At 38.1% G+C, this 19,395-nt stretch carries 21 protein-coding genes and 1 riboswitch; of the genes, 10 read left to right on the top strand and 11 right to left on the bottom strand.

All coding sequences use genetic code 11. From position 1 onward, the window contains the following. Window positions 1-115 precede the first annotated feature (115 nt). Genes MHH51_RS21135 through MHH51_RS21120 form a run of 4 tightly spaced genes read right to left on the bottom strand, consistent with a single transcriptional unit; the run spans window position 116 to window position 3,896 of the window. Window positions 116-1,192, bottom strand: a complete 1,077-nt coding sequence (locus tag MHH51_RS21135) for an ABC transporter substrate-binding protein (protein ID WP_339283449.1) — start codon at window positions 1,190-1,192, stop codon at window positions 116-118. Then, the gene (locus tag MHH51_RS21130; RefSeq protein WP_339283447.1) at window positions 1,189-1,992 is read right to left on the bottom strand and encodes an ABC transporter permease; all 804 of its coding nucleotides are present in this window, start codon (window positions 1,990-1,992) and stop codon (window positions 1,189-1,191) included. The genes MHH51_RS21135 and MHH51_RS21130 overlap by 4 nt, the downstream gene beginning before the upstream one ends. Before the next feature lies 1 nt (window position 1,993). Further along, window positions 1,994-2,797 carry an ABC transporter permease gene (locus MHH51_RS21125; RefSeq protein ID WP_147211754.1) on the bottom strand — a complete coding sequence of 268 codons (804 nt, stop codon included), beginning with the start codon at window positions 2,795-2,797 and terminating at the stop codon, window positions 1,994-1,996. Beyond that, window positions 2,787-3,896 carry an ABC transporter ATP-binding protein gene (locus MHH51_RS21120; protein WP_147211755.1) on the bottom strand — a complete coding sequence of 370 codons (1,110 nt, stop codon included), beginning with the start codon at window positions 3,894-3,896 and terminating at the stop codon, window positions 2,787-2,789. The genes MHH51_RS21125 and MHH51_RS21120 overlap by 11 nt, the downstream gene beginning before the upstream one ends. Before the next feature lie 505 nt (window positions 3,897-4,401). Here MHH51_RS21120 and MHH51_RS21115 point away from each other — a divergent pair. The 7 genes from MHH51_RS21115 (at window position 4,402) to MHH51_RS21085 (ending at window position 9,490) form a co-directional block, all read left to right on the top strand. Beyond that, on the top strand, window positions 4,402-5,031 hold the full coding sequence (locus MHH51_RS21115) for a TetR/AcrR family transcriptional regulator (RefSeq protein WP_147211756.1): 630 nt from the start codon (window positions 4,402-4,404) through the stop codon (window positions 5,029-5,031). A 125-nt stretch (window positions 5,032-5,156) separates the two neighbouring features. After that, the gene (locus tag MHH51_RS21110; protein ID WP_147211757.1) at window positions 5,157-5,567 is read left to right on the top strand and encodes a Spx/MgsR family RNA polymerase-binding regulatory protein; all 411 of its coding nucleotides are present in this window, start codon (window positions 5,157-5,159) and stop codon (window positions 5,565-5,567) included. Window positions 5,568-5,594: 27 nt separating this feature from the next. After that, window positions 5,595-5,897 (top strand): hypothetical protein, encoded by a 303-nt coding sequence (locus tag MHH51_RS21105; protein ID WP_156985223.1) that lies wholly within the window; start codon window positions 5,595-5,597, stop codon window positions 5,895-5,897. A gap of 371 nt (window positions 5,898-6,268) precedes the next feature. Further along, a complete protein-coding gene (locus MHH51_RS21100; RefSeq protein ID WP_156985222.1) occupies window positions 6,269-6,973 on the top strand; it encodes a hypothetical protein in 705 nt (234 codons plus the stop codon). Between the two features lie 193 nt (window positions 6,974-7,166). Next, on the top strand, window positions 7,167-8,297 hold the full coding sequence (alr, locus tag MHH51_RS21095; RefSeq protein ID WP_339283446.1) for an alanine racemase: 1,131 nt from the start codon (window positions 7,167-7,169) through the stop codon (window positions 8,295-8,297). 68 nt (window positions 8,298-8,365) lie between these two features. Further along, entirely contained in the window at window positions 8,366-8,674 is a 309-nt protein-coding gene (locus MHH51_RS21090; protein ID WP_339283445.1) for an MGMT family protein, read from the top strand. Window positions 8,675-8,932: 258 nt separating this feature from the next. Then, window positions 8,933-9,490, top strand: a complete 558-nt coding sequence (locus tag MHH51_RS21085; protein WP_147211762.1) for an NADPH-dependent FMN reductase — start codon at window positions 8,933-8,935, stop codon at window positions 9,488-9,490. Window positions 9,491-9,599: 109 nt separating this feature from the next. Here the strand turns inward: MHH51_RS21085 and MHH51_RS21080 are convergent, their stop codons facing one another. The 7 genes from MHH51_RS21080 to MHH51_RS21050 form a co-directional block, all read right to left on the bottom strand. After that, window positions 9,600-10,250 carry a lysoplasmalogenase gene (locus MHH51_RS21080; protein WP_339286335.1) on the bottom strand — a complete coding sequence of 217 codons (651 nt, stop codon included), beginning with the start codon at window positions 10,248-10,250 and terminating at the stop codon, window positions 9,600-9,602. A 362-nt stretch (window positions 10,251-10,612) separates the two neighbouring features. Continuing rightward, window positions 10,613-12,214 carry a glutathione ABC transporter substrate-binding protein gene (locus tag MHH51_RS21075; RefSeq protein ID WP_339283443.1) on the bottom strand — a complete coding sequence of 534 codons (1,602 nt, stop codon included), beginning with the start codon at window positions 12,212-12,214 and terminating at the stop codon, window positions 10,613-10,615. 85 nt (window positions 12,215-12,299) lie between these two features. After that, window positions 12,300-13,115: a MetQ/NlpA family ABC transporter substrate-binding protein gene (locus MHH51_RS21070; protein ID WP_147211764.1), complete on the bottom strand. Its 816-nt coding sequence runs from the start codon at window positions 13,113-13,115 to the stop codon at window positions 12,300-12,302. Window positions 13,116-13,138: 23 nt separating this feature from the next. Beyond that, window positions 13,139-14,239 (bottom strand): iron-containing alcohol dehydrogenase family protein, encoded by a 1,101-nt coding sequence (locus tag MHH51_RS21065; RefSeq protein ID WP_339283441.1) that lies wholly within the window; start codon window positions 14,237-14,239, stop codon window positions 13,139-13,141. A gap of 166 nt (window positions 14,240-14,405) precedes the next feature. Continuing rightward, a riboswitch (SAM riboswitch) is annotated at window positions 14,406-14,522 on the bottom strand. A 117-nt stretch (window positions 14,523-14,639) separates the two neighbouring features. After that, entirely contained in the window at window positions 14,640-15,158 is a 519-nt protein-coding gene (locus MHH51_RS21060) for a DUF308 domain-containing protein (protein WP_147211766.1), read from the bottom strand. 301 nt (window positions 15,159-15,459) lie between these two features. Continuing rightward, complete coding sequence (locus tag MHH51_RS21055; RefSeq protein ID WP_339283438.1) at window positions 15,460-16,242, bottom strand: YibE/F family protein; 783 nt, start codon at window positions 16,240-16,242, stop codon at window positions 15,460-15,462. Continuing rightward, a complete protein-coding gene (locus tag MHH51_RS21050; protein WP_339283436.1) occupies window positions 16,239-17,342 on the bottom strand; it encodes a YibE/F family protein in 1,104 nt (367 codons plus the stop codon). Before MHH51_RS21050 ends, MHH51_RS21055 begins: the two co-directional genes overlap by 4 nt. Before the next feature lie 254 nt (window positions 17,343-17,596). Here MHH51_RS21050 and MHH51_RS21045 point away from each other — a divergent pair, with 254 nt between their 5' ends. The 3 genes from MHH51_RS21045 to MHH51_RS21035 are packed head-to-tail and all read left to right on the top strand — an operon-like array spanning window position 17,597 to window position 19,309. Then, window positions 17,597-17,797, top strand: a complete 201-nt coding sequence (locus tag MHH51_RS21045; protein WP_147211769.1) for a helix-turn-helix transcriptional regulator — start codon at window positions 17,597-17,599, stop codon at window positions 17,795-17,797. Further along, entirely contained in the window at window positions 17,781-18,338 is a 558-nt protein-coding gene (gene def / locus MHH51_RS21040) for a peptide deformylase (RefSeq protein WP_339283434.1), read from the top strand. The genes MHH51_RS21045 and def overlap by 17 nt, the downstream gene beginning before the upstream one ends. A 32-nt stretch (window positions 18,339-18,370) precedes the next feature. Further along, the gene (locus MHH51_RS21035; RefSeq protein ID WP_339283433.1) at window positions 18,371-19,309 is read left to right on the top strand and encodes an aminoglycoside phosphotransferase family protein; all 939 of its coding nucleotides are present in this window, start codon (window positions 18,371-18,373) and stop codon (window positions 19,307-19,309) included. Window positions 19,310-19,395: the final 86 nt, after the last annotated feature.

Below are 19,395 nucleotides of genomic sequence, written 5' to 3'. Positions count from 1 at the left end.
ATACAATCGGCCAGGGTGAAGATGGCAGAAATGTTATCATTGCCTTGGTTGGAATATGAGAACAATTTTATCAAGCGTTAAATAGATATATCAAAACACCAAAATAATTTATCAATTACTTCCGATACATCTTAAACTGTAAAAACAGCTCATTATAAAACGCCAGATTTTCCTTCCCGAGATTTTCATAAACCTCAAGCTTATCCGTCAATGCAGCATCCGGGTAAAAGCGTTCATCGTTCACCATTTCTTCAGGCATATATTTCAAAGCTTCTTTATTCGGCGTAGAGTAGCTGACATATTCTGTGTTCTGTGCAGAAATCTCAGGGTCCAGCATAAAGTTAATAAATTCATGTGCACCTTCGATATTTTTGGCAGTTTTGGGAATAACAAAATTGTCAAACCAAAGATTAGAGCCTTCCTCAGGAACCACATAGTCCATTGCTTCATTTTCCCACATAATATCTGCAGCATCCCCGGACCAGCCGACTGCCACTGCGGCTTCATTATTCACCATCAGCATTTTGTTTTCATCCCCGACGATGGCACGGATATTAGGAGTCAGCTTTTCCAATTGATCCAATGTTTCATATAGATGCTCTGGATTTGTGTCGTTCAGAGAATAACCGAGTGTGTTTAAGCCCATACCTATAATTTCCCGGGCTCCATCAACAAGCAGAATCTGGTTCTCCAGACGCGGATCCCATAAATCATGCCAGCCTGTTATTTCCATTCCCTCCGGAAGCAGCTCGGGGTTGAATATAATGCCTACTGTTCCCCAAAAATAAGGGATTGAATAGCGATTATTCTCATCAAAAGGCAGATTTAAGAAGCGATCATCAATATATTGCAGGTTTGGAATTTTATCATGATCCAGCTCAAAGAGCAAGTCTTCTTCTTTCATTTTTTCAATAGTATATTCAGAAGGAACTGCGATATCATATGTTGTGCCGCCCTGTTCAATTTTGGTCATCATTGCTTCATTGGAATCGAAGGTCTCATAAATAACAGTGATTCCTGTTTCTTCTTCAAATTGCTGAATGACATCCGGGTCAATATAGTCTCCCCAGTTATATACGGTAAGTGTGTTGTCGCCGGAAAAACCCTGTGCAGCATTCAGACGGTTAATAACTATGAGTAAAACAACAGACACAACGAGAATAATCAGAAACGAACGGTTTAAAGCTTTCATCGTCTAAGGCTCGCCCCCTTTGTACCTGAGCGGCTTGCCAGGTAATAATAAACAACAACAAAAATCACAGTAATCACAAACATCAGTGTTGATAATGCATTAATGTTTAAGGAAACACCTCTTCTAGCCAGGGAATAGATTTCTACAGACAGTGTTGAAAATCCATTTCCAGTTACAAAGAAGGTCACTGCAAAATCATCTAGGGAGTACGTTAAAGCCATAAAGAAGCCGGCAAAGATTCCTGGTGCTATATAGGGCAGTGTTACTTTCGTCAAAACATTCCAATGGCTTGCTCCTAAATCGCGCGCTGCATCCTCTAAAGAGGGCGACATCTCCATCAGCTTCGGCAAAACCATCAGTACAACAATCGGTATACTGAATGCAATATGAGATAAAAGAACAGAATAAAATCCGAGCTGAATCCCCGCCATGGTAAAGAGAATCAAAAAGCTTGCTCCCATAATAACGTCAGGACTGACAATAAGGACATTATTTAATGAAAGCAATGTATTTCTAGTCTGTCTCCGTTTATAGGAGCGTATCCCGATAGCGCCGAGTACACCTGTTATTGTAGCAATAAGTGCAGATAATAAAGCAATGACTACTGTATTCAAGACGATAATTAACAGCCGGGTATCATGCAATAATTCCCGGTACCAATCAAGGGTAAATCCTTCAAAATGGCTCATAGTACCGCCGCTGTTAAAGGAATAGAAAATCAGGTAAAAGATAGGTGCGTATAAAATAAAAAAGATAAGCAGCAAAAATAGATTTGCGAACGAAGAAGATTTTTTCTCCATATTACACACCTCTCCTTCTAATCGAAGTCAGCGCCATAAAGCCGACCATGATGATGATTAAAAAGACGGCGATGGTTGCACCCATTCCCCAGTTCTGTGTCACGAGAAACTGCTGTTCAATTGCGGTACCCAGTGTGATGACCCGATTTCCCGCAATCAGACGTGTCAGCATAAATAGTGACAATGCCGGAATAAAAACAACCTGGCAGCCTGATTTGACACCATCCAGAGTCAATGGGAAGATAACTCTTCGGAATGTTGTCCATTTAGATGCTCCCAAATCACTTGCTGCATAAAGCAGGCTGGGATTTAATTTATCCAGGGCATTAAAGATAGGCAGAATCATAAACGGAATAAAAATATATACAGCAACAAATACAAAGCTGAAATCGGTAAATAAGAGCTGTCTGGATCCGATTCCGGCCCACTCTAAAAATCGATTGGCAGCTCCATGCGTGCCAAAAATTCCAATGAAGGCATAGGCTTTTAATAATAAATTGATCCAGGAAGGAACAATAATGAGCAGAAGCCATAGCTGCTTATGCTTGGTACGCGTCAGAATATAAGCTGTCGGATATGCTATGAGCAGCGAAATAACGGTTATCAAAAAAGCGTACCAAAACGAGTTTAAGGTCATTTGCAAATAAGTTGCAGTAAAAAAGTTTTTATAATTTGTTAAAGAGAAATTTCCATTAATATCAAAAAAAGAAAAGTAAACAACCAAAAGAATCGGCGCAATAACGAATATAATAATCCACAGTGCATAAGGGAGCATAAACAAATTTCGGAAGGTTTTATTTTGCATCGTTCTCATCCTCACTATAGGCATCGAGGCGGCGGTCGAAGTCTTCCTCTGATTCATTTAACCGCATAACATGAATGTCCTCAGGTGTGAAGCGGAGCCCGATTTCCTCGCCGATAGTTGCTTTTTTGGTCGATTGAACAAGCCATTCATTGCCGGTATCATCCATACAAGTAATTTCATAGTGCACCCCGCGGAATAATTGAGCTTGAACCGTAACGCGAATGCTTCCCTGTTCTACAGAAGTAATTTCCATATCCTCCGGCCGAATGACAATTTCAACAGCTTCATTCGGGTCCATCCCCTGGTCTACACATTCAAATTGTTTACCGGCAAATTCGACCAGAAAATCCTGAATCATTGTTGCCCGGATAATATTTGACTCGCCGATAAAGTCTGCAACAAACCGGTTAATCGGCTCATCATAAATATCGTTAGGTGTGCCGCTTTGCTGAATTTTTCCTTTGTTTAATACAAAGATTTCATCCGACATAGCAAGAGCTTCCTCCTGGTCATGTGTCACGAAAATAAAGGTAATCCCAAGACGTCTCTGCAGCTCCCGCAATTCATATTGCATTTGATAACGAAGCTTCAAGTCCAGTGCCGAGAGCGGTTCATCCAGCAGGATAATGGCCGGCTCATTGACAATGGCGCGGGCAATTGCTACACGCTGCTTTTGACCGCCGGACATATCCGTAATCTCCCGGTTTTCATAGCCTTTTAAATTTACAAAGCTGAGCGCTTCTTTGACCTTGGCATCCATATCTGCTTTTTTAACCTTTTTAATCCGTAACCCAAAAGCAACATTTTCATATACATTAAGATGGGGGAACAGGGCGTAATCTTGAAAAACGGTATTAATAGGACGCTTGTTGGCTGGTACATGATTAATCTTTTTTCCTTCAAAAAGAATATCGCCTGAGGTCGCTTCTGTAAATCCGGCAATTAAGCGGAGAATTGTTGTTTTCCCACATCCGGAAGGACCGAGCAGGGTATAAAACTTTCCTTTTTCTATTTCAAAACTGACGTGATCCAAAACAGGTGCATCATCGTCAAATTGTTTCATTACATGATTGAATTGAATAATTGGTTTTTTTGCCATTTCAGACTCCTTTTTACATAAAGATATCTAATAAAAAATCCTTTGCATATATTCACGTGTGAACATAAAGGAGTGCTACCATTCTTATCAGATTCGAAATAATTATACACGAAAATAAATCATTTGAAATCAATTTTTTTAAGGTATTATTTTGAAGGAAAAAGCAGATAACGATACCGAAAAATAAATAATCAAATTAATTTTTGAAATTCTCATATTTTGTTCAATATTTAAGGTTATGAAATAGCAGAATCGGGGAATATGATTATTAGGTCGGAGGTTAAACGAATGTAAGAATAAATTTTTTATAAAAGGTTTACAGGAAAGAGAAATAGTAAACACTTATTAATAGAAAACCTGGCTCCTGCCTGCCATACAATAGTCACATTTTATAAAAAAAAGTGACACGATGTCATGAAAAAAATTGACTTATGACATCGTGTCACTTAATATAGAATTATAGAACATGACATTGTGTCACATGAGCTTATGGAGGAGCAAGAATATGCCTACATCTACATTTTTTAATTTGAACGACTCAAAAAGGGCTAAATTATTGCAAGCAGCAGAAAAAGAATTTGCAAGAGCTCCGTTACCACAAGCCTCCATTGCGAATATTGTAAAGCTTGCAGGTGTTTCAAGAGGAAGTTTTTATCAATATTTTAACGGTAAAGAAGATGCATTTTATTATTTATTAAAGATCCATACAGATAAGCGCCGGGCATACTTTTTAAAGCTGTTACAGGAAAAGGACGGAGATCTGATGGCTTCTATGGATCAGGTTTTTCGCACAATGCTTATCGAGCTTTCTGAAGAGGAGCATTTACAATTCTTAAAAAATGCCGTGCTTAATGTCACGCATGAAATTGAAGATTCATTTACCGAGTTATTCTTAGGGAAACAGCCAGAGGTAGATGCAGTGAATCAAGTAAAGGATCTGGTGGATTTTAAAAAATTAAATATTGATAATAAACAAGAGTTCTTCCATGTTATGCAGATTTTAACATCTGTCACATTTCGAAATATTGTGGATCAGCTATCCAGAAATCTTTCTCATGAAAAAGCTATAGAGAATTTTCGTATTGAAATGGACCTGTTAAGCAAAGGTTTATCAAAGGTAAAGAAGCAAGTATAAACTTTTCCATTTGTGCGACGGGTGCGATGACCCGGTCATAATTTGGTATTTACCCAAATGTTTAGCAAAGGTCAAGTTTTCTAATGATTTAGGAAAAGAAACTATATAAAAATGGGGTATGATTAATGACAGTAACAATTTATGGTGCAGCATGCTCATCAACAAGAAAAGCAAAACAATGGTTTACGAAAAACGGAATTGAATATACAGAACGTAATGTAATCAGAGAACCTTTGACAGTCAATGAATTACAAAATATTCTTCGTATGACAGTAGAAGGAACAGATGAAATTATTTCTACACGCTCTAAAATTTATAAAGATTTAGATCTTGATATTGAAGCATTGCCGTTGCAGGAGTTATTAGAGATTATTCAAGAATATCCCCGTCTTTTACGCAGTCCGATTATGGTAGACGCGAAAAGATTGCAAGTTGGCTATCATGAAGAGGATATCCGCCAGTTTTTACCGCGGAAAACGAGAGAAAGCCAATGGCTGCAATGGAGAAAGAATCATCTTCGTGTTGCGGAAAGCTGATAGAATGATGAATTAACGGAGGAGACAATGCAATTTATTGCCAAACAACCGTATGTAAAAGTTGTCCGTCAAGTAAGCGTATTAGAACAAAAGGATACGGAAGAACAACGTTATATGTATCTTTATGAAGATAAGATTGTCACACGATACCGGGAATTCTCAATTGAAGATGTTATGGATATTTCATACCGGCTCACTGGAAAAAAAGAAAAAGGAATGCTTTATTTACACACTCTTAAAGGAGTTTATGCCTACATTATAAAATCTTCACCGGAACAGTTTATCGATGCGTTTAAAGCTCGAACACATAGTACCACCCATCGGAATTAAGGGAATATAATGAGCAGCTCGAAGTTTTTACAAGAAACTTCCTTCGGGCTGATTCTTCTGCGCCCAAAGCCTTAGCTCATCTTCCTCGGAGCTTATATGGTTTTATCCACTTTCAATAATATAACCTATGAAGGAAACTCTGAGTGAATGAGATGTCACTTGGGGTTTTTAACTTATTTATAGAAAAATGCTGATAGAAGTGAAAATGAAATATAAAAAAATTATGCGGTTAGAAGATGATTCTAATAATGAAGAGGAGTTATTTTTCTCAATTCTTCTCTATCACAGGTCCATCATATGATACTAGGCGAATAACCAAAATTCGTCCTATTTTTTTCTTTGTGCATAAGCTGATTTTAGAGGTGATGAAAATGGTATATCTGAACCGGCAAAAGCGCATTTATGCAGATGATATAAAGGGTGCTTCGTCTAATCAGGAAACATTTATTTATGCTCATGCAAGTGAGAGAGAACAAAAACAGCTGGAAATGCAAAGGGAATCTACAGAAGTATTACAGCAGCTTCAGCGGGATGTTTTTGCAAAAAATCAGCAGCTGGAACGCATTGCGAAAAGATTAAAGGAGATGGACAAAAATAGAAAGAATCATCAGCAGGTGCAGGAGAAGGTATTAGATCGATTAGATTTGCTTGATGAAAATTCAAGGAGTGAAAGCGGACAGCTTGCACAGGTTCTTGCTATTCAAAAGAAGGCTGAGGCAGAGACAGATGATATTAAGAATAACCAGGCATCTATTCATGTTAAGCTTGAAAAAATAGAGGATGTAAATGCAATAATATCAAAAAAAGTGGAGGAGCAGGGAAATAAGTTAGAAGAAATTTATAATCAGACGGGACAAAGAGAAGAAGAACTCACGCTGCTCCATGAAAGAATCGATACACAGGAGGCATGGCTTGAGAAATTGATGCGTCAGGTCCATGATTTACGTGGAATCATTTATGAGAGAGCAGATGAAGTGATAAAGAAGATAGAAAAAAGTATACAATTGTTTGGCGGCAAGTGGAATGTTGTTCATCGGGAAGATACAAAGTCATCTAAAGAAACATTAAAGAAGTGAGCTGTTTCATAAGAAACGGCTCACTTCTTTAATGGGTACATATGCGACTAAACATTTATGAGGTTTAATATTCCTTTTAAGCAGCATCATTTCTCTTTAAAGAATGAAAGTGATAAAATCAGATTGATACATTGTGAACTGAAAATAGAGAATAAATATAGAATTAATGACGACAAATACGAGGTGGCAAAACATGAAAACAACAAGTTTCCGAGATACTTGGGCGGAAGTATCTCTGCAGGCTTTAGCCTTTAATGTAAAACAATTCAAACAGCATATTCATAAAGAAGCACGCTTTATGGCTGTTGTGAAGGCAGATGGATATGGTCACGGAGCTGTAGAAATTGCTGAAGAAGCATTAGCTAATGGAGCGGACTGGCTTGGAGTTGCTTTTTTAGATGAAGCACTGGCCTTAAGAGAAGCAGGGATTATTGCACCTGTATTAATACTAGGCTATACACCGGGTTATGCAGTCCATAAAGCAATAGAGCAGGATATAACACTGACAGTCTATTCGCAGGAAACAATAGAAGCAATTCGCCAGGCAGCAAAAACTTTAGAGAAAAAGGCAAAGGTTCACATCAAAGTGGATACAGGAATGACGCGTATTGGTATCCGGTCAGTGGAAGAAGCATTGGAGTTATGTCAAGCCTTAGACCAGGAAGAAATAGAAGTAGAGGGAATCTTTACTCATTTTGCGGAGGCGGATAATGGCAAGTCAAGTGAGTATACGTATCAGCAATTTGAAAGATTCCAGCAGATTTATCAGGCAGTAGAAGCGAATGGGTACAAAATTCCTATCAAGCATTGCTGTAACAGCGCCGGGACGATTGCATATACGGAAATGCACCTGGATATGGTTCGTGTAGGAGTAAGCCTGTATGGTCTTTATCCGGAGCCTCATTTAAAGGGAATTCTGCCGCTGAAGCAGGTGATGAGCTTGAAAACAAAGCCTGTACTTATTAAGCCTGTTCCGGCTGGACAATCTATCAGCTATGGCAGAACCTATATAACAAAGGAAGAAGTAAAAATTGCTACCTTACCAATCGGCTATGCAGATGGATTATCACGTCTCTTATCCAACCAGGGGCATGTTACCATTCGTGGGAAGGAATGTCTGATTGTCGGACGCATCTGTATGGACCAGACGATGGTGGATGTTTCGAACATAGATGATGTTCATGAGAATGATATTGTTACCATTTTTGGCGCCCCCAGTGAAGGATATGTTTCTTTGGACATTGTAGCAAAACAAATGCAAACCATTCATTATGAAACAGTTTGTTTAATTGGAAAACGTGTACCGCGAAAATATGTGAGGTAAAGTAAAACTTCATTTAGCAGTTTCTTTTCGGTGTACTGCGATAAAAATTGGAATAGGAATGATAAAGGATGACTCCTTTTACACATGAGGTTATCAAAATAATACAGCAAATACCACCAGGAAAGGTTATGACTTATGGACAAATAGGCAGAGAGGCCGGTAATCCTAGAGCTGCGAGACAGGTTGTCCGGATCCTCCATTCAATGAGCAGAAAGCATAACCTGCCCTGGCACCGTGTAATCAATGCAAAAGGCCAGCTGGCAATTCCAAATGAAGAGGCAAATTGGGAGCAGCGCACCCGTTTGGAGGCGGAAGATATTCATGTAAGTTCTGCCGGGCGTGTGAATTTAAAAGAGTACCAATGGATTCCAGACTAATAAGCATCTAACTGTATTTCTATTTGTCAACTAGGTATAATACAGGTAAATAACTGCTTTTAAAAAGCGTTTTCATTCCTGTCTGTTTATATGTTCCTTTGTAATCATATGAGCAATATAGAAGGTTCGCGTTATAAAGAAGTCTATTTATAGGCGAACAAAGTAAATGTGCATCCATATGTTTGCATAGACTGATTAAGAATCAGATAAACATTCCTGGACAAAAAGAAATAAATTGATAATATAGGAGGATGCTCCGTGAAAATAGTTGGTATTTCTGGTTCAACGGTCGGCTCAAAAACAAGAGTTGCAGTGGACCATGTATTAAAGTATATGGAAAAAGAACATACTGGAGTAGATATAGAACTGTTAGATTTAAAGGACTACAATGTGGTATTCAGTGACGGACGCCCTTACAAAGATTATACAGGTGACACAAAAGTCTTATTGGAAAAAATTATGCAGGCTGATGGAATCCTGATCGGAATGCCTGTTTTTCAAGCATCTATTCCAGGAACATTAAAGAATATTTTTGATCTGCTTCCTGTCGATGCTTTTCGGAATAAAATGGTTGCAATTGTAGCAACTGCGGGCACAACGAAGCACTATTTAGTGCCGGAACAGCATTTAAAACCGATTCTTCACTATATGCATGCATGGGTAATTCCCAAATATGTATTTGTTGAAGAAAAGGATTATACAAACTATATAATCACGAATCAAAATGTTATTGATCGTTTAAATAAATTATCAGATGATCTTATTCATTATGTGGATATCCTGCAGAAGCATCCGGAAATAACGCCATTTATATAAAGTGAGGCTTTAGGAATACTATGCTGTAATCTAAAAAGTCCTTTTACGAAATTATGTTTTCGCAAAAGGGCTTTTTACGTATTTATAGACATATTTTTCTCATGAGCTGTTACCAGGCAACTCCTTTGTGTTTGGAGTCAATGGTAAACAGGCTATGGGCAATAAGAAATTGTGCACTATAGTAAGTAAGCATAATAACTTCATTTGCGGCTGCAAAACTGGATATGAACATATTCCAGGCAAGCATACCGTCGGAAATGATAAATAAAATACTTCCTAGAACAGCCCAGCGGTTCCCCGTCATTACAGCCGTAAATGTCATCAGGGTAATGATTCCAATATAAGCGATGACAGGGATGATAAGGGTTGTCTCCCCATCAGTCTGCAGTCTGCTTATAAGCTGATAACCAATCCAGCAGGCAAAAAGAATAAGTGGTATAGAAGAAAGAAATCTTGGTAAAGAAAAGCGCCATTCTTTTAAAAAGCCGATTGTATAGAATACATGACCAACAAAAAAAGCAGTTAAGCCGATTAAAAACCAATGCAACGTTGCATCCCCAATCAGGCAAAATATAATACCGCCAATAATCCAATAATGTACAGCCTTTCGTTTTGGCAGTGATTGCTCAAAAGCATAGATCAGAATAAGCACCATTGGAATTACCTTAAAGAAAATACTGAATGCTAACGGCTCTGATGGTGAAATAAATATATAGACAATTCCTGTAGTCAGAATCAATATGGGTAAACGATAGAGCATCAAATTGGACACATTCCCTTCATTTATCAGGATGAGAATCTTCAGATAAGTTTAGTTTAATCATAGTAAAAAAATGCTTATATAACAAATTCTAGATATATAACAGAATTCCTTTTTTGAAGTATTGCAATGGTGGAAGAAATAAGGAGTTACAAGGAGATGAATAATGAAAAAAACTTAATGGTTTTTTAGATATCGTTAAGGATTAATAGGGTTGTACATTATTTATTCGAAACTAGATACAAACAAACTCCAGAGATAATTAAGAGAATTAAAGAAAATTTTTCATTTGGGATATGTAAGCTTTTTATAATAAAAAACTCCCCTTGCCGCCCCCGGTTGAGGAGCAAGAGGAGATTCTATTATTGTTCGATAGATACTTCTTTTAAATTTAAAAGCTGTGTTGGTGATTGAGTTAATCCCTTTACACTGTCATCGACACCTAATAAATATTGCTGATGGTGAATATAAACCATTGGCGTAATTTCAGCCAGTAATTCCTGTGTTTGACGGTAAAGCTCTAATCGTTCATCAGGGTCGCCTTCCTGACGGGCCCGGTCTAATAAATCATCGAGCTCCGGATCAACTGTAAAAGTTCTATTTCCTGATTCACCTAGATTATCTGAATGGAATAGAGGATATAAGCCATTATCTGCATCGCCGGTAACGGTTGTCCAGCCAAAGACAAACATATCGTGCTCACCGTTAGCAGTCTGTTCAAGCATAGATCCCCATTCTACAGTCCTTACTTCTGCATTAATACCAATTTCCTTCAGCTGTGCCTGAATATTTGTTGCTGTATCAATACGCTGACGATCATCATTTGTCCAAATCGTTGTGGAGAATCCATTCTCCAGCCCTGCTTCAGCCAGTAATTCTTTCGCTTCTTCCACATTATACTCATGGTCCTTTACATCGTCACTGTAACCAAACACACTAGATGCAATTGGCGTATGTGCAGGAATGCCGACATTATCATAAATACCGGAAAGAATTTCTTCTTTATCAATTGCTTTTGCTATTGCCTGGCGGACACGCACATCATCAAATGGTTCCTTCTCCATATTAAAGCCTAAATAAGATAGAGCCAGACTGTCTTGAGCCTGAACGGATAAATGATCGGATCCTTCAATTTGAGCTACATCAGACGGGCTGAGTGCGTTCGCAACCTGAGAGTCTCCCGTCTGTAACTCTGCAATACGAGTTAAATCTTCAGTAACTACTTTGAAGGTTACCGAATCAAGCAATGCCGGCTCGCCCCAGTAATCTTCATTATTTACTAAACGGACGTATTGACCAGGCTGCCATTCATCGTATTTGAAAGGGCCGGTGCCCTGTGGATTTGCACTGATAACATTTCCAGCATCTTCTCCATCTTCCATAGCTGCGTAGTCTTCTTCAATCTGATCCTTTGAAATCATCACTCCACCTGGATGAGCAAGGTGAGCCGGTAATGCAGCAAAAGGATATTCTGTTTTAAAATGAACAGTATAATCATCGACTACTTCGACTTCAGAAATCATATTGTACATAATTGCGCGTGGAGATCCTACATCCGGATCAAGCGTACGGTCAATATTTGCTTTCACAACATCTGCATTAAAATCAGAGCCGTCATGGAATTTAACATCCTGACGCAGCTTGAATTCCCACGTAGTATCGTCGATTTGCTCCCATTCCTCTGCAAGCAAAGGCTGAACTTCCATGTTTTCATCCTGGGTAACGAGTGTTTCAAAAATGTTTCGCTGTACATCACTGGATGGAGTGTCATTGGACGCTGCCGGGTCAAGTGAAACAGCATCTGAAGGTGTGGTAATGGTTAAATCACCGCCTTTTGTTCCTCCAGCTGAATCGTTGCTGTCAGATTCATTCGTATTACTATCTGGCTCACTGGCACAAGCAGCCAAAACGAGGCTCAACAGAGCTATAAATACGAGCACATATATTTTTTTCTGTATTCTCATAAGATGTTTCTCCTTTTCCATGTTGTACTTTAAAGCCTGATTATATTGTAATAATCAGGCTTCAGCTTACTTAAATTATTTGATTTTACCAGCCTGGAACAACAGAGCCGTCGAAGTTTTCTTCAATAAATTCTTTTACTTCATCTGTGTGGTAAAGATCAATAAATTGCTGAACTACTTCATCATCCTTATTTTCTGTGCGGGTTGCAATTAAGTTAACAAAGGTAGAGTCTTGCTCAATAAAGATAGAATCATCTTTAGGGGAAAGGTCAGCTTCAATTGCAAAATTGGAATTAATTGCCGCTGCATCTACTTCACCAAGCTGCCTTGGTATTTGCGCAGAATCTAACTCAAGCAGCTCAAGATTTTTTGGATTTTCAACAACATCATTTACTGTTGCGTTAACACCTAAACCTTCTTCTAATTTGATAAGTCCAGCTTGTTCAAATAATAATAAAGCACGTCCGCTGTTGGTAGGGTCTCCAGGAAGACCTAATGTTGCACCGTCTGGAATATCTTCAAGCGAATCAACAGATTCAGAATAAACCCCCATCGGGAAAGTTACAGTATCTGCTACTTTAACAATATCTAAGCCTCTTTCTTCAACCATACTGTCCATAAAAGGTTCTGTTTGGAAGCTGCTGATGTCAATATCACCTTCGTCTAAAGAAACATTCGGCATGACATAATCGCTAAACACAACCGTTTTAATCTCTAAATCATCTTCAGCTGCAATTTCAGCTATTTTTTCAACAATTTCTTCATGCGGCCCGGCTGTTACACCGACTGTCAGTACACCATCCTCAAGTAAGTCTGATTCACTGCCGCTTTCGTCATCTCCGCCGCAGGCAGCAAGGAAAACGAGTAATAAAGCTGTAATACTAAGTAAATATTTCTTCATGATAGATCTTCCTACTTTCATTTTTATTTTGAATAGTCTTCAAGTTGTAAGAATGCACTAATAACTTTATCTGCATTGATTTCTTTCTTCATCAAATGAATAGATTCCTCTTCACGGGTAACCTTCTTCGCAATAGCTTCCAACAGCTCCTGATCATCTGTCTGTATGGAGAAGTCTGCCAAGCTTGTTGGAAAGCCCCATGCTTCATAATAATTCAAGAGCATATGAAGCTCTTCAATATCCTGTTCTATGACAAGTTGAGCTAAAATACCGTAGGATACGATTTCCCCATGAAGGGAATCAGCGATTTGCGGTGCTGCTGTTAAACCATTATGAATAGAATGTGCACCGGCAATACGTCCAGCTTTCCCGCCAAAGCCTCCAACCATACCACCTGTTGCAATAATGGCTTCAATAACGCGAATGAGTGCATCTGTCACCTGATTATTTTCACAAGCTTTAATTGCTGCTTTACTGTCAGCAAGCAAAATATCTTTGCAGGAACGGGCTGCGAACTGAGAAATTTGCAGCCAGACTGGAAGTGTACCAGCAGGATAGAAGGCTTCCACTAAAGAACGGGCTTCATAGAATTTTGCCAACGTATCGCCAATCCCTGCTTTTAAATATTTTACAGGAGCTTCTGCGATAATTGCCGGTTCTACTATGACCAATGTATTGGTCTCAGGAAATTCTGTATAATGAGAATGCGCTCCGTCTTCCTGATAAAAGACACTTAACGGGGTCCATGCTGCACAAGTTGCTGCAATGGTTGGGATTAAGATGCTTTTTATTTGTGCATTTATAGCGGATGCTTTCGCTATGTCTAAAGCTGTTCCGCCGCCAATACCAATGACAGCATCAACCTGTTGTTCCTGATAAATCTTTGCAAGTCTGCTGGTTCGTTCGACAGTACAATGCCCATCTGCAAAATGTATATCTTTCTCTTTTATGTTATCTGTAATTGCAGCTGAAAGATATGGTTTTGCCTTTTCCCAGGCAGTTCTGCCGGTAACGACTGCAATTCGTTCCACATGCAGATCATTCAAGTTTTCTGCAAGGTGTTTCAGAGCACCTTCACCAATTTGATAATGGCCTGGTGAGCCCTTTATAGTAGCTATTTGCATGATAAGATGTCCCCTTTTAAAATAACTTTAAATAGAATTCAAAAAGTACGGAGAAATTCACCGTATTATATTTATTGGACTTTTTGAACAACCTCTTTAAATGTTACATAAAAAACCTCTCTATTTGCTCTAGAGAGGTTGAAAAAGTTTATTTACTAAACGTCCTCTCTTATTTTCCAAAGCGCATAATGCGCTTTGCAGGATTTAGCACCTTTTTTAGAACGAATTCTAGAAAGGTTGCCGGGCTTCGTCGGGCCAGTCCCTCCGCCACTCTCAATAAGAGTTCTTATGTAACTGTTGTTATATCTTAATATGAAATATATGAAAAGTCAATGGCTTTAGAAAGAGTGCTAAATATAGATATATAAGCAGAAATAATAAGTTACATCTTTAATATCTATTATTTTCTTCTATTTTGAAAATGTCCCACAATTTCAGAGATTCCTATACATGTCAGAATGACGCCAAAGGTTTGAAATAGTATAAGCGTGCTTTTGAAAGGGTTAAAAACAAGAACAGCTCCTCCAACCATGAGGAGAATACAAAAAATAGTCCAGCCAGTACTTTTTATATTCAAGGCTACAATCAGTTGCATTAGTCCATTGATGATAATCGCTAAACCTAATAAAAACGGTAAAATCGAGAAAAGTGTTGGTGCAAAGTAAATGAAGACAGCAGCCAATACAATTAAAAGAATGCCGCCTGCTAAACCTATATCATAAGTGCCGGTCTGTTGTTTTAATTTGTAGCTTTGATATATTTTAATAACACCTAGTAAAGTTAGATACCCTGCAATCAAATAACCCACAAAATGCAAGAATCCATTTGGATTAATAAAAATAGCTGCACCGATGAATATAAATATAACTGCACGGAGTATCGCATGACGTTGAAAGTTTTCTTTGAAGTCTTTAATCATTTAGTTTGGCCTCCCTTATGTCTTTTTTTTATTCTAATGTAAAAATCATGTTTTTACTATATAAATAGATTTAATATTTACATTTAAACAAAAAAACGTATGTAACCTAAACTGGATTAGTGTTGCTGTTCATAATGAATTTTCTGGCAATGGTAGTGATTTTCGGTACTTTTGAGTGAGAGACTTTGAAAGTTTTCTTTCAAGAAGGATAATTCAATTTTTATAATATAAAATATATAAGAAAGCCCAGACACTGATTTTGCAGCGGCTAGGCTCTCTTATAACTAGATTATATTTTTGTTTATTCATTATCCTCTAACACGATATCCTTCTTTTTTCTCTTCAAATAATACGCACTCATCAGAGCGGCAATTGGAATAACCAGGGCGATTCCGACACCGGAAATAAAGATTGTCAGCAATTCATCATTAAACACTTTCGCATTCATAATATCGCCTACCGAGTAATCCAAATCCTTAAACCAGATTAACAGCCCCATATAGCCTCCGAAAAAGGCAAAGAACAATGTATTTGTACTTGTCCCTAAGATATCTCGGCCGATCCGGATACCCGCTAAAAATAAATCTTTTCTGGAAATCTCCGGATTCTGCTCATAAATTTCACGCATTGGAGAGGTAATGGAAATGGCCGTATCCACAATTGCTCCAATGGTACTCATCAGAATAACTGCTGTAGCAATTTGAACAAAATTAAGACCGATATGCACATTGAACGTGGTTATTTCGCCAGACTCTTCTTCTCCGAGTCCGTAAATCATGGATTGTTCGGTCAGAATAATAATGAAAAAGATTAAGATAACCGTCGTTGCAATCGTCGCTAAAAAAGCAAGCATTGTTTTATTATTTACCTGATTAATGAAGAAGAGGCTGACCGCGCTGATAAAGCCGACCGCGATAAGCGCAATAATAATCGGATTTCCGGACGGGTCATTCATGACGAAAACAGCCATCAGAACAATGAGAAAGTTAATAAAGAGTGCGATAAAGGACCGAACACCCTTCATTCCGCCAACCCAAGCCATTAGTGCAAATAATACGATTGCCAGTAATACGAGTACATTCATAATTTCGCCTGCTTTCTGCGGATGAAGAAAATAGATATATACACAGCAATAGGAATAGTCAGGACAATACCAATTCCGCCAACTAAAGCACGTGCTAATTCAAGAGAAAGGTTCATGGATACAGTAAAACCGAATGGAGCTGCATTTTTAAAATAAATTAACAGCATTGGAATCGATCCGCTGACATAGGCAAAAAATAGAATATTTGTCATTGTACCCATAATATCCTTGCCTATTTCATATCCGGCTTTTTTTAATGTTTCTAGGCTAATATGATTATTTTTCTCATACATTTCAAACATGGAAGCAGACAAGGTAATAGCAACATCCATGACGGCTCCTAATGAGCCAATCAAAAGTCCTGCCATAAAGATAGTTTGCGGATTCCGGGTTAGAAATGCCATCTCTTCATAGCGTAAGCCCTGTTCAGCAGTGAACTGTAGTGCTACATAAGCAATAACCAGAGATACACCTGTACCAATCAGTGTCGTGAGAATAGCTGTATAGGTCTTTTCATTAAAGCCTGTTGCCATCAGTAAAGACAGCACCGTAAAAATGATGATACTGATTAATGTAATGAGCGACAAGCTGATGCTTGGATGTTGAATATAAATATCTAAAGCAACCGATAAGATGACTGCATTGACGAGCAGACTGAGTGCAGATAAAGCTCCTCTGGATTTACCGACAGCTAATAAAATAGCCAGGAATATCCATGCTACAAATATGAAATATTTATCCCGTTTGATATCACCAGTGGCCTCGCCATCCTGGGCAAGAAAAATCTCGTCTCCAGCAGCCAGTTCATAATCCAATGCCAGGGACTGGATATATTCATTGTCAAATTCAGTTAAATTTCCTTTATCAGGTCCATTTTTTACTTCCCCGACGATATGCTGTGTAACATGCTCGTCTTTATTTCCATGTGTATCAACCTGATCTTCTCTATTTATTTCCTGCACATCGGTTATTTGAACAATCGTTCTATCATATAAATCATAATTATTATTGATAAAAATCATAGACGCAATAAAACCGATCAGTAATAAACAAACGGTAATTATTTGGCTTTTTGTCCGGTTTTTTAACCATGCTTTCAATGTGATCACTCCAAAAATAGGGTTTCCTATTTGTATTTCTGAAAACATATACTATGATAACACTTTTAATTAGAAGGAGATACATACAACTTCGAAAAATTTTCCGGTATAAAGCAAAGGGGAGATGCATAACCTTCTTATTTTAGTATGTACCAAAAGGAGGAGGGTATTTCATAATGTCCAAGGCTTTGGACATTATGAAGGGAGTAATGCTATAATTTTGTCAAATACTTTTGACAAAAGGAGCTTGAACATTGAAAAATTTTATCAAAAAAATAAGGAAGCAATCAAATATAACTCAAGCAAAGCTGGCTCTTCTTTGCGGCGTTTCCAGACAAACAATTAACTGTGTTGAAAATGATAAATATGACCCTGCTTTAGTGCTGGCATTTAAAATATCCAGAGCGCTGGATAAAAATCTGGAAGAGGTGTTTATTTATGACGAAATTCCATAAAGGGTACCGTATTACAATGAAAGACATTAAAAAAGAAGGAGCTTCTATTTTAAGAAAACAGCTGGATCCAGTGCGCATGCCTGTTACGGAAGAAACGAAAACAGAACTGGAATGTATGCTGACCTATTTAAAAAACAGTCAGAATCCTGAACTGGCAAGGAAATATAAGTTAAGGCCAGGCTCTGGGCTCTCAGCGAATCAAGTGGGTATCAACAAAAGAATGTTTGCAGCACTTTACCAGACGGAAAAGGGTGAAACAATAGAATTAAAGCTGATTAATCCTAAGCTGATCAGCCATTCTGCAAATACAATCTACCTTCCGGAGGGAGAGGGATGTCTATCTGTAAATAGAGAAATACGCGGGCATGTGCTGCGCTATGAAAAAATAAAGGTGCAGGCCTTTGACATAGAAGGAAAGAAGCATACCTATGCCTTTAAAGGATATAGCGCTATTCTAGTTCAGCATGAGATGGATCATCTGGATGGAATTATGTTTTTTGACCGTATTGATAAAGAAAAACCATTTTTGAATTTACAATAGGAGGACAAAATTCTCGGAAAAGAGGTTTGGAAATGAACAAATTTACTGCCATGTTACAAGAAGAATATGACGTCCACCCGGTACAAATACAATCCAAACAAGGGGGATGGGCATCGCTTGCTTTTGAGATAAAAGCAGGTAAAGCTGTTTATTTTTTAAAGGTATATGAAAAGAACCGGGCGTCGACACCAAAATTAACTGCATTGATTGATCAATATGTTCCGATAGTCGAATGGATAGAACATAACAGTAATTTAAAAGGTAGAATTCCTGTTCCGATGCAGACAAAGGAAGGCTACTACAAATGTGACGATGAGGAAAATATTTATTTACTGTATCCTTTTATTAATGGGAAGACAATTGGTGAACAGGATTTAACAGAGCAGCAGACAGAAGAATTGGCACATATCATTGCTGCACTTCATTCATTTGGTGAGGAAATCCCTTTTCCAACAGGAGCCCTGACAGAAGATTTTGAGGTACCCTTTATAAGAGAATTGGAAAAGGTGCTCGATTACAGTGAGGAGCATGTTCCAAAAGAATTGCATTTATTTCTGCATGAGAACCAGGAGCGTATAAACAAGTGGATTACTAACGTAAAAGAGCTCTCAGCAAAACTGAAATCTGCCTCATTAAACAGGGTGCTGTGCCATACGGACCTTCATCATTGGAATTTAATGCAGGCAGAGAACCTGTTGGTAATCGATTGGGAGGGTTTAAAACTGGCTCCTGCTGAAGCAGACATGATGTTTCTGACAAGTGAGCCGTATTTCAAGCAATTTATGAAAATTTATCGGAAATATCATAAAAATTATCATATAAATAAAGATGCTCTCACTTTTTATCAGTTAAAAAGGAAACTTGAAGATATTTGGGAGTTTACCGAGCAGCTGTTATATGAAGAGCTTAGTACAAAGGATAAAGATGAAATTATTGGTTACTTAAAAGAATTAACAGATCTTGAAAACTAAATCTTTATGATATCGGGTTAAACACACTATAAAAAGGGAATAGGCAAAGGTATTTGTGTTGTAATGAAGCCAAAGGGAAGTGAATT

Origin of the sequence: Oceanobacillus sp. FSL K6-3682, from assembly GCF_037976165.1 — a bacterium.
GTDB lineage: Bacteria > Bacillota > Bacilli > Bacillales > Amphibacillaceae > Oceanobacillus > Oceanobacillus sojae.
Note: the sequence above shows the minus strand (reverse complement) of the source record. Positions and strands in the feature narration are given on the sequence as shown.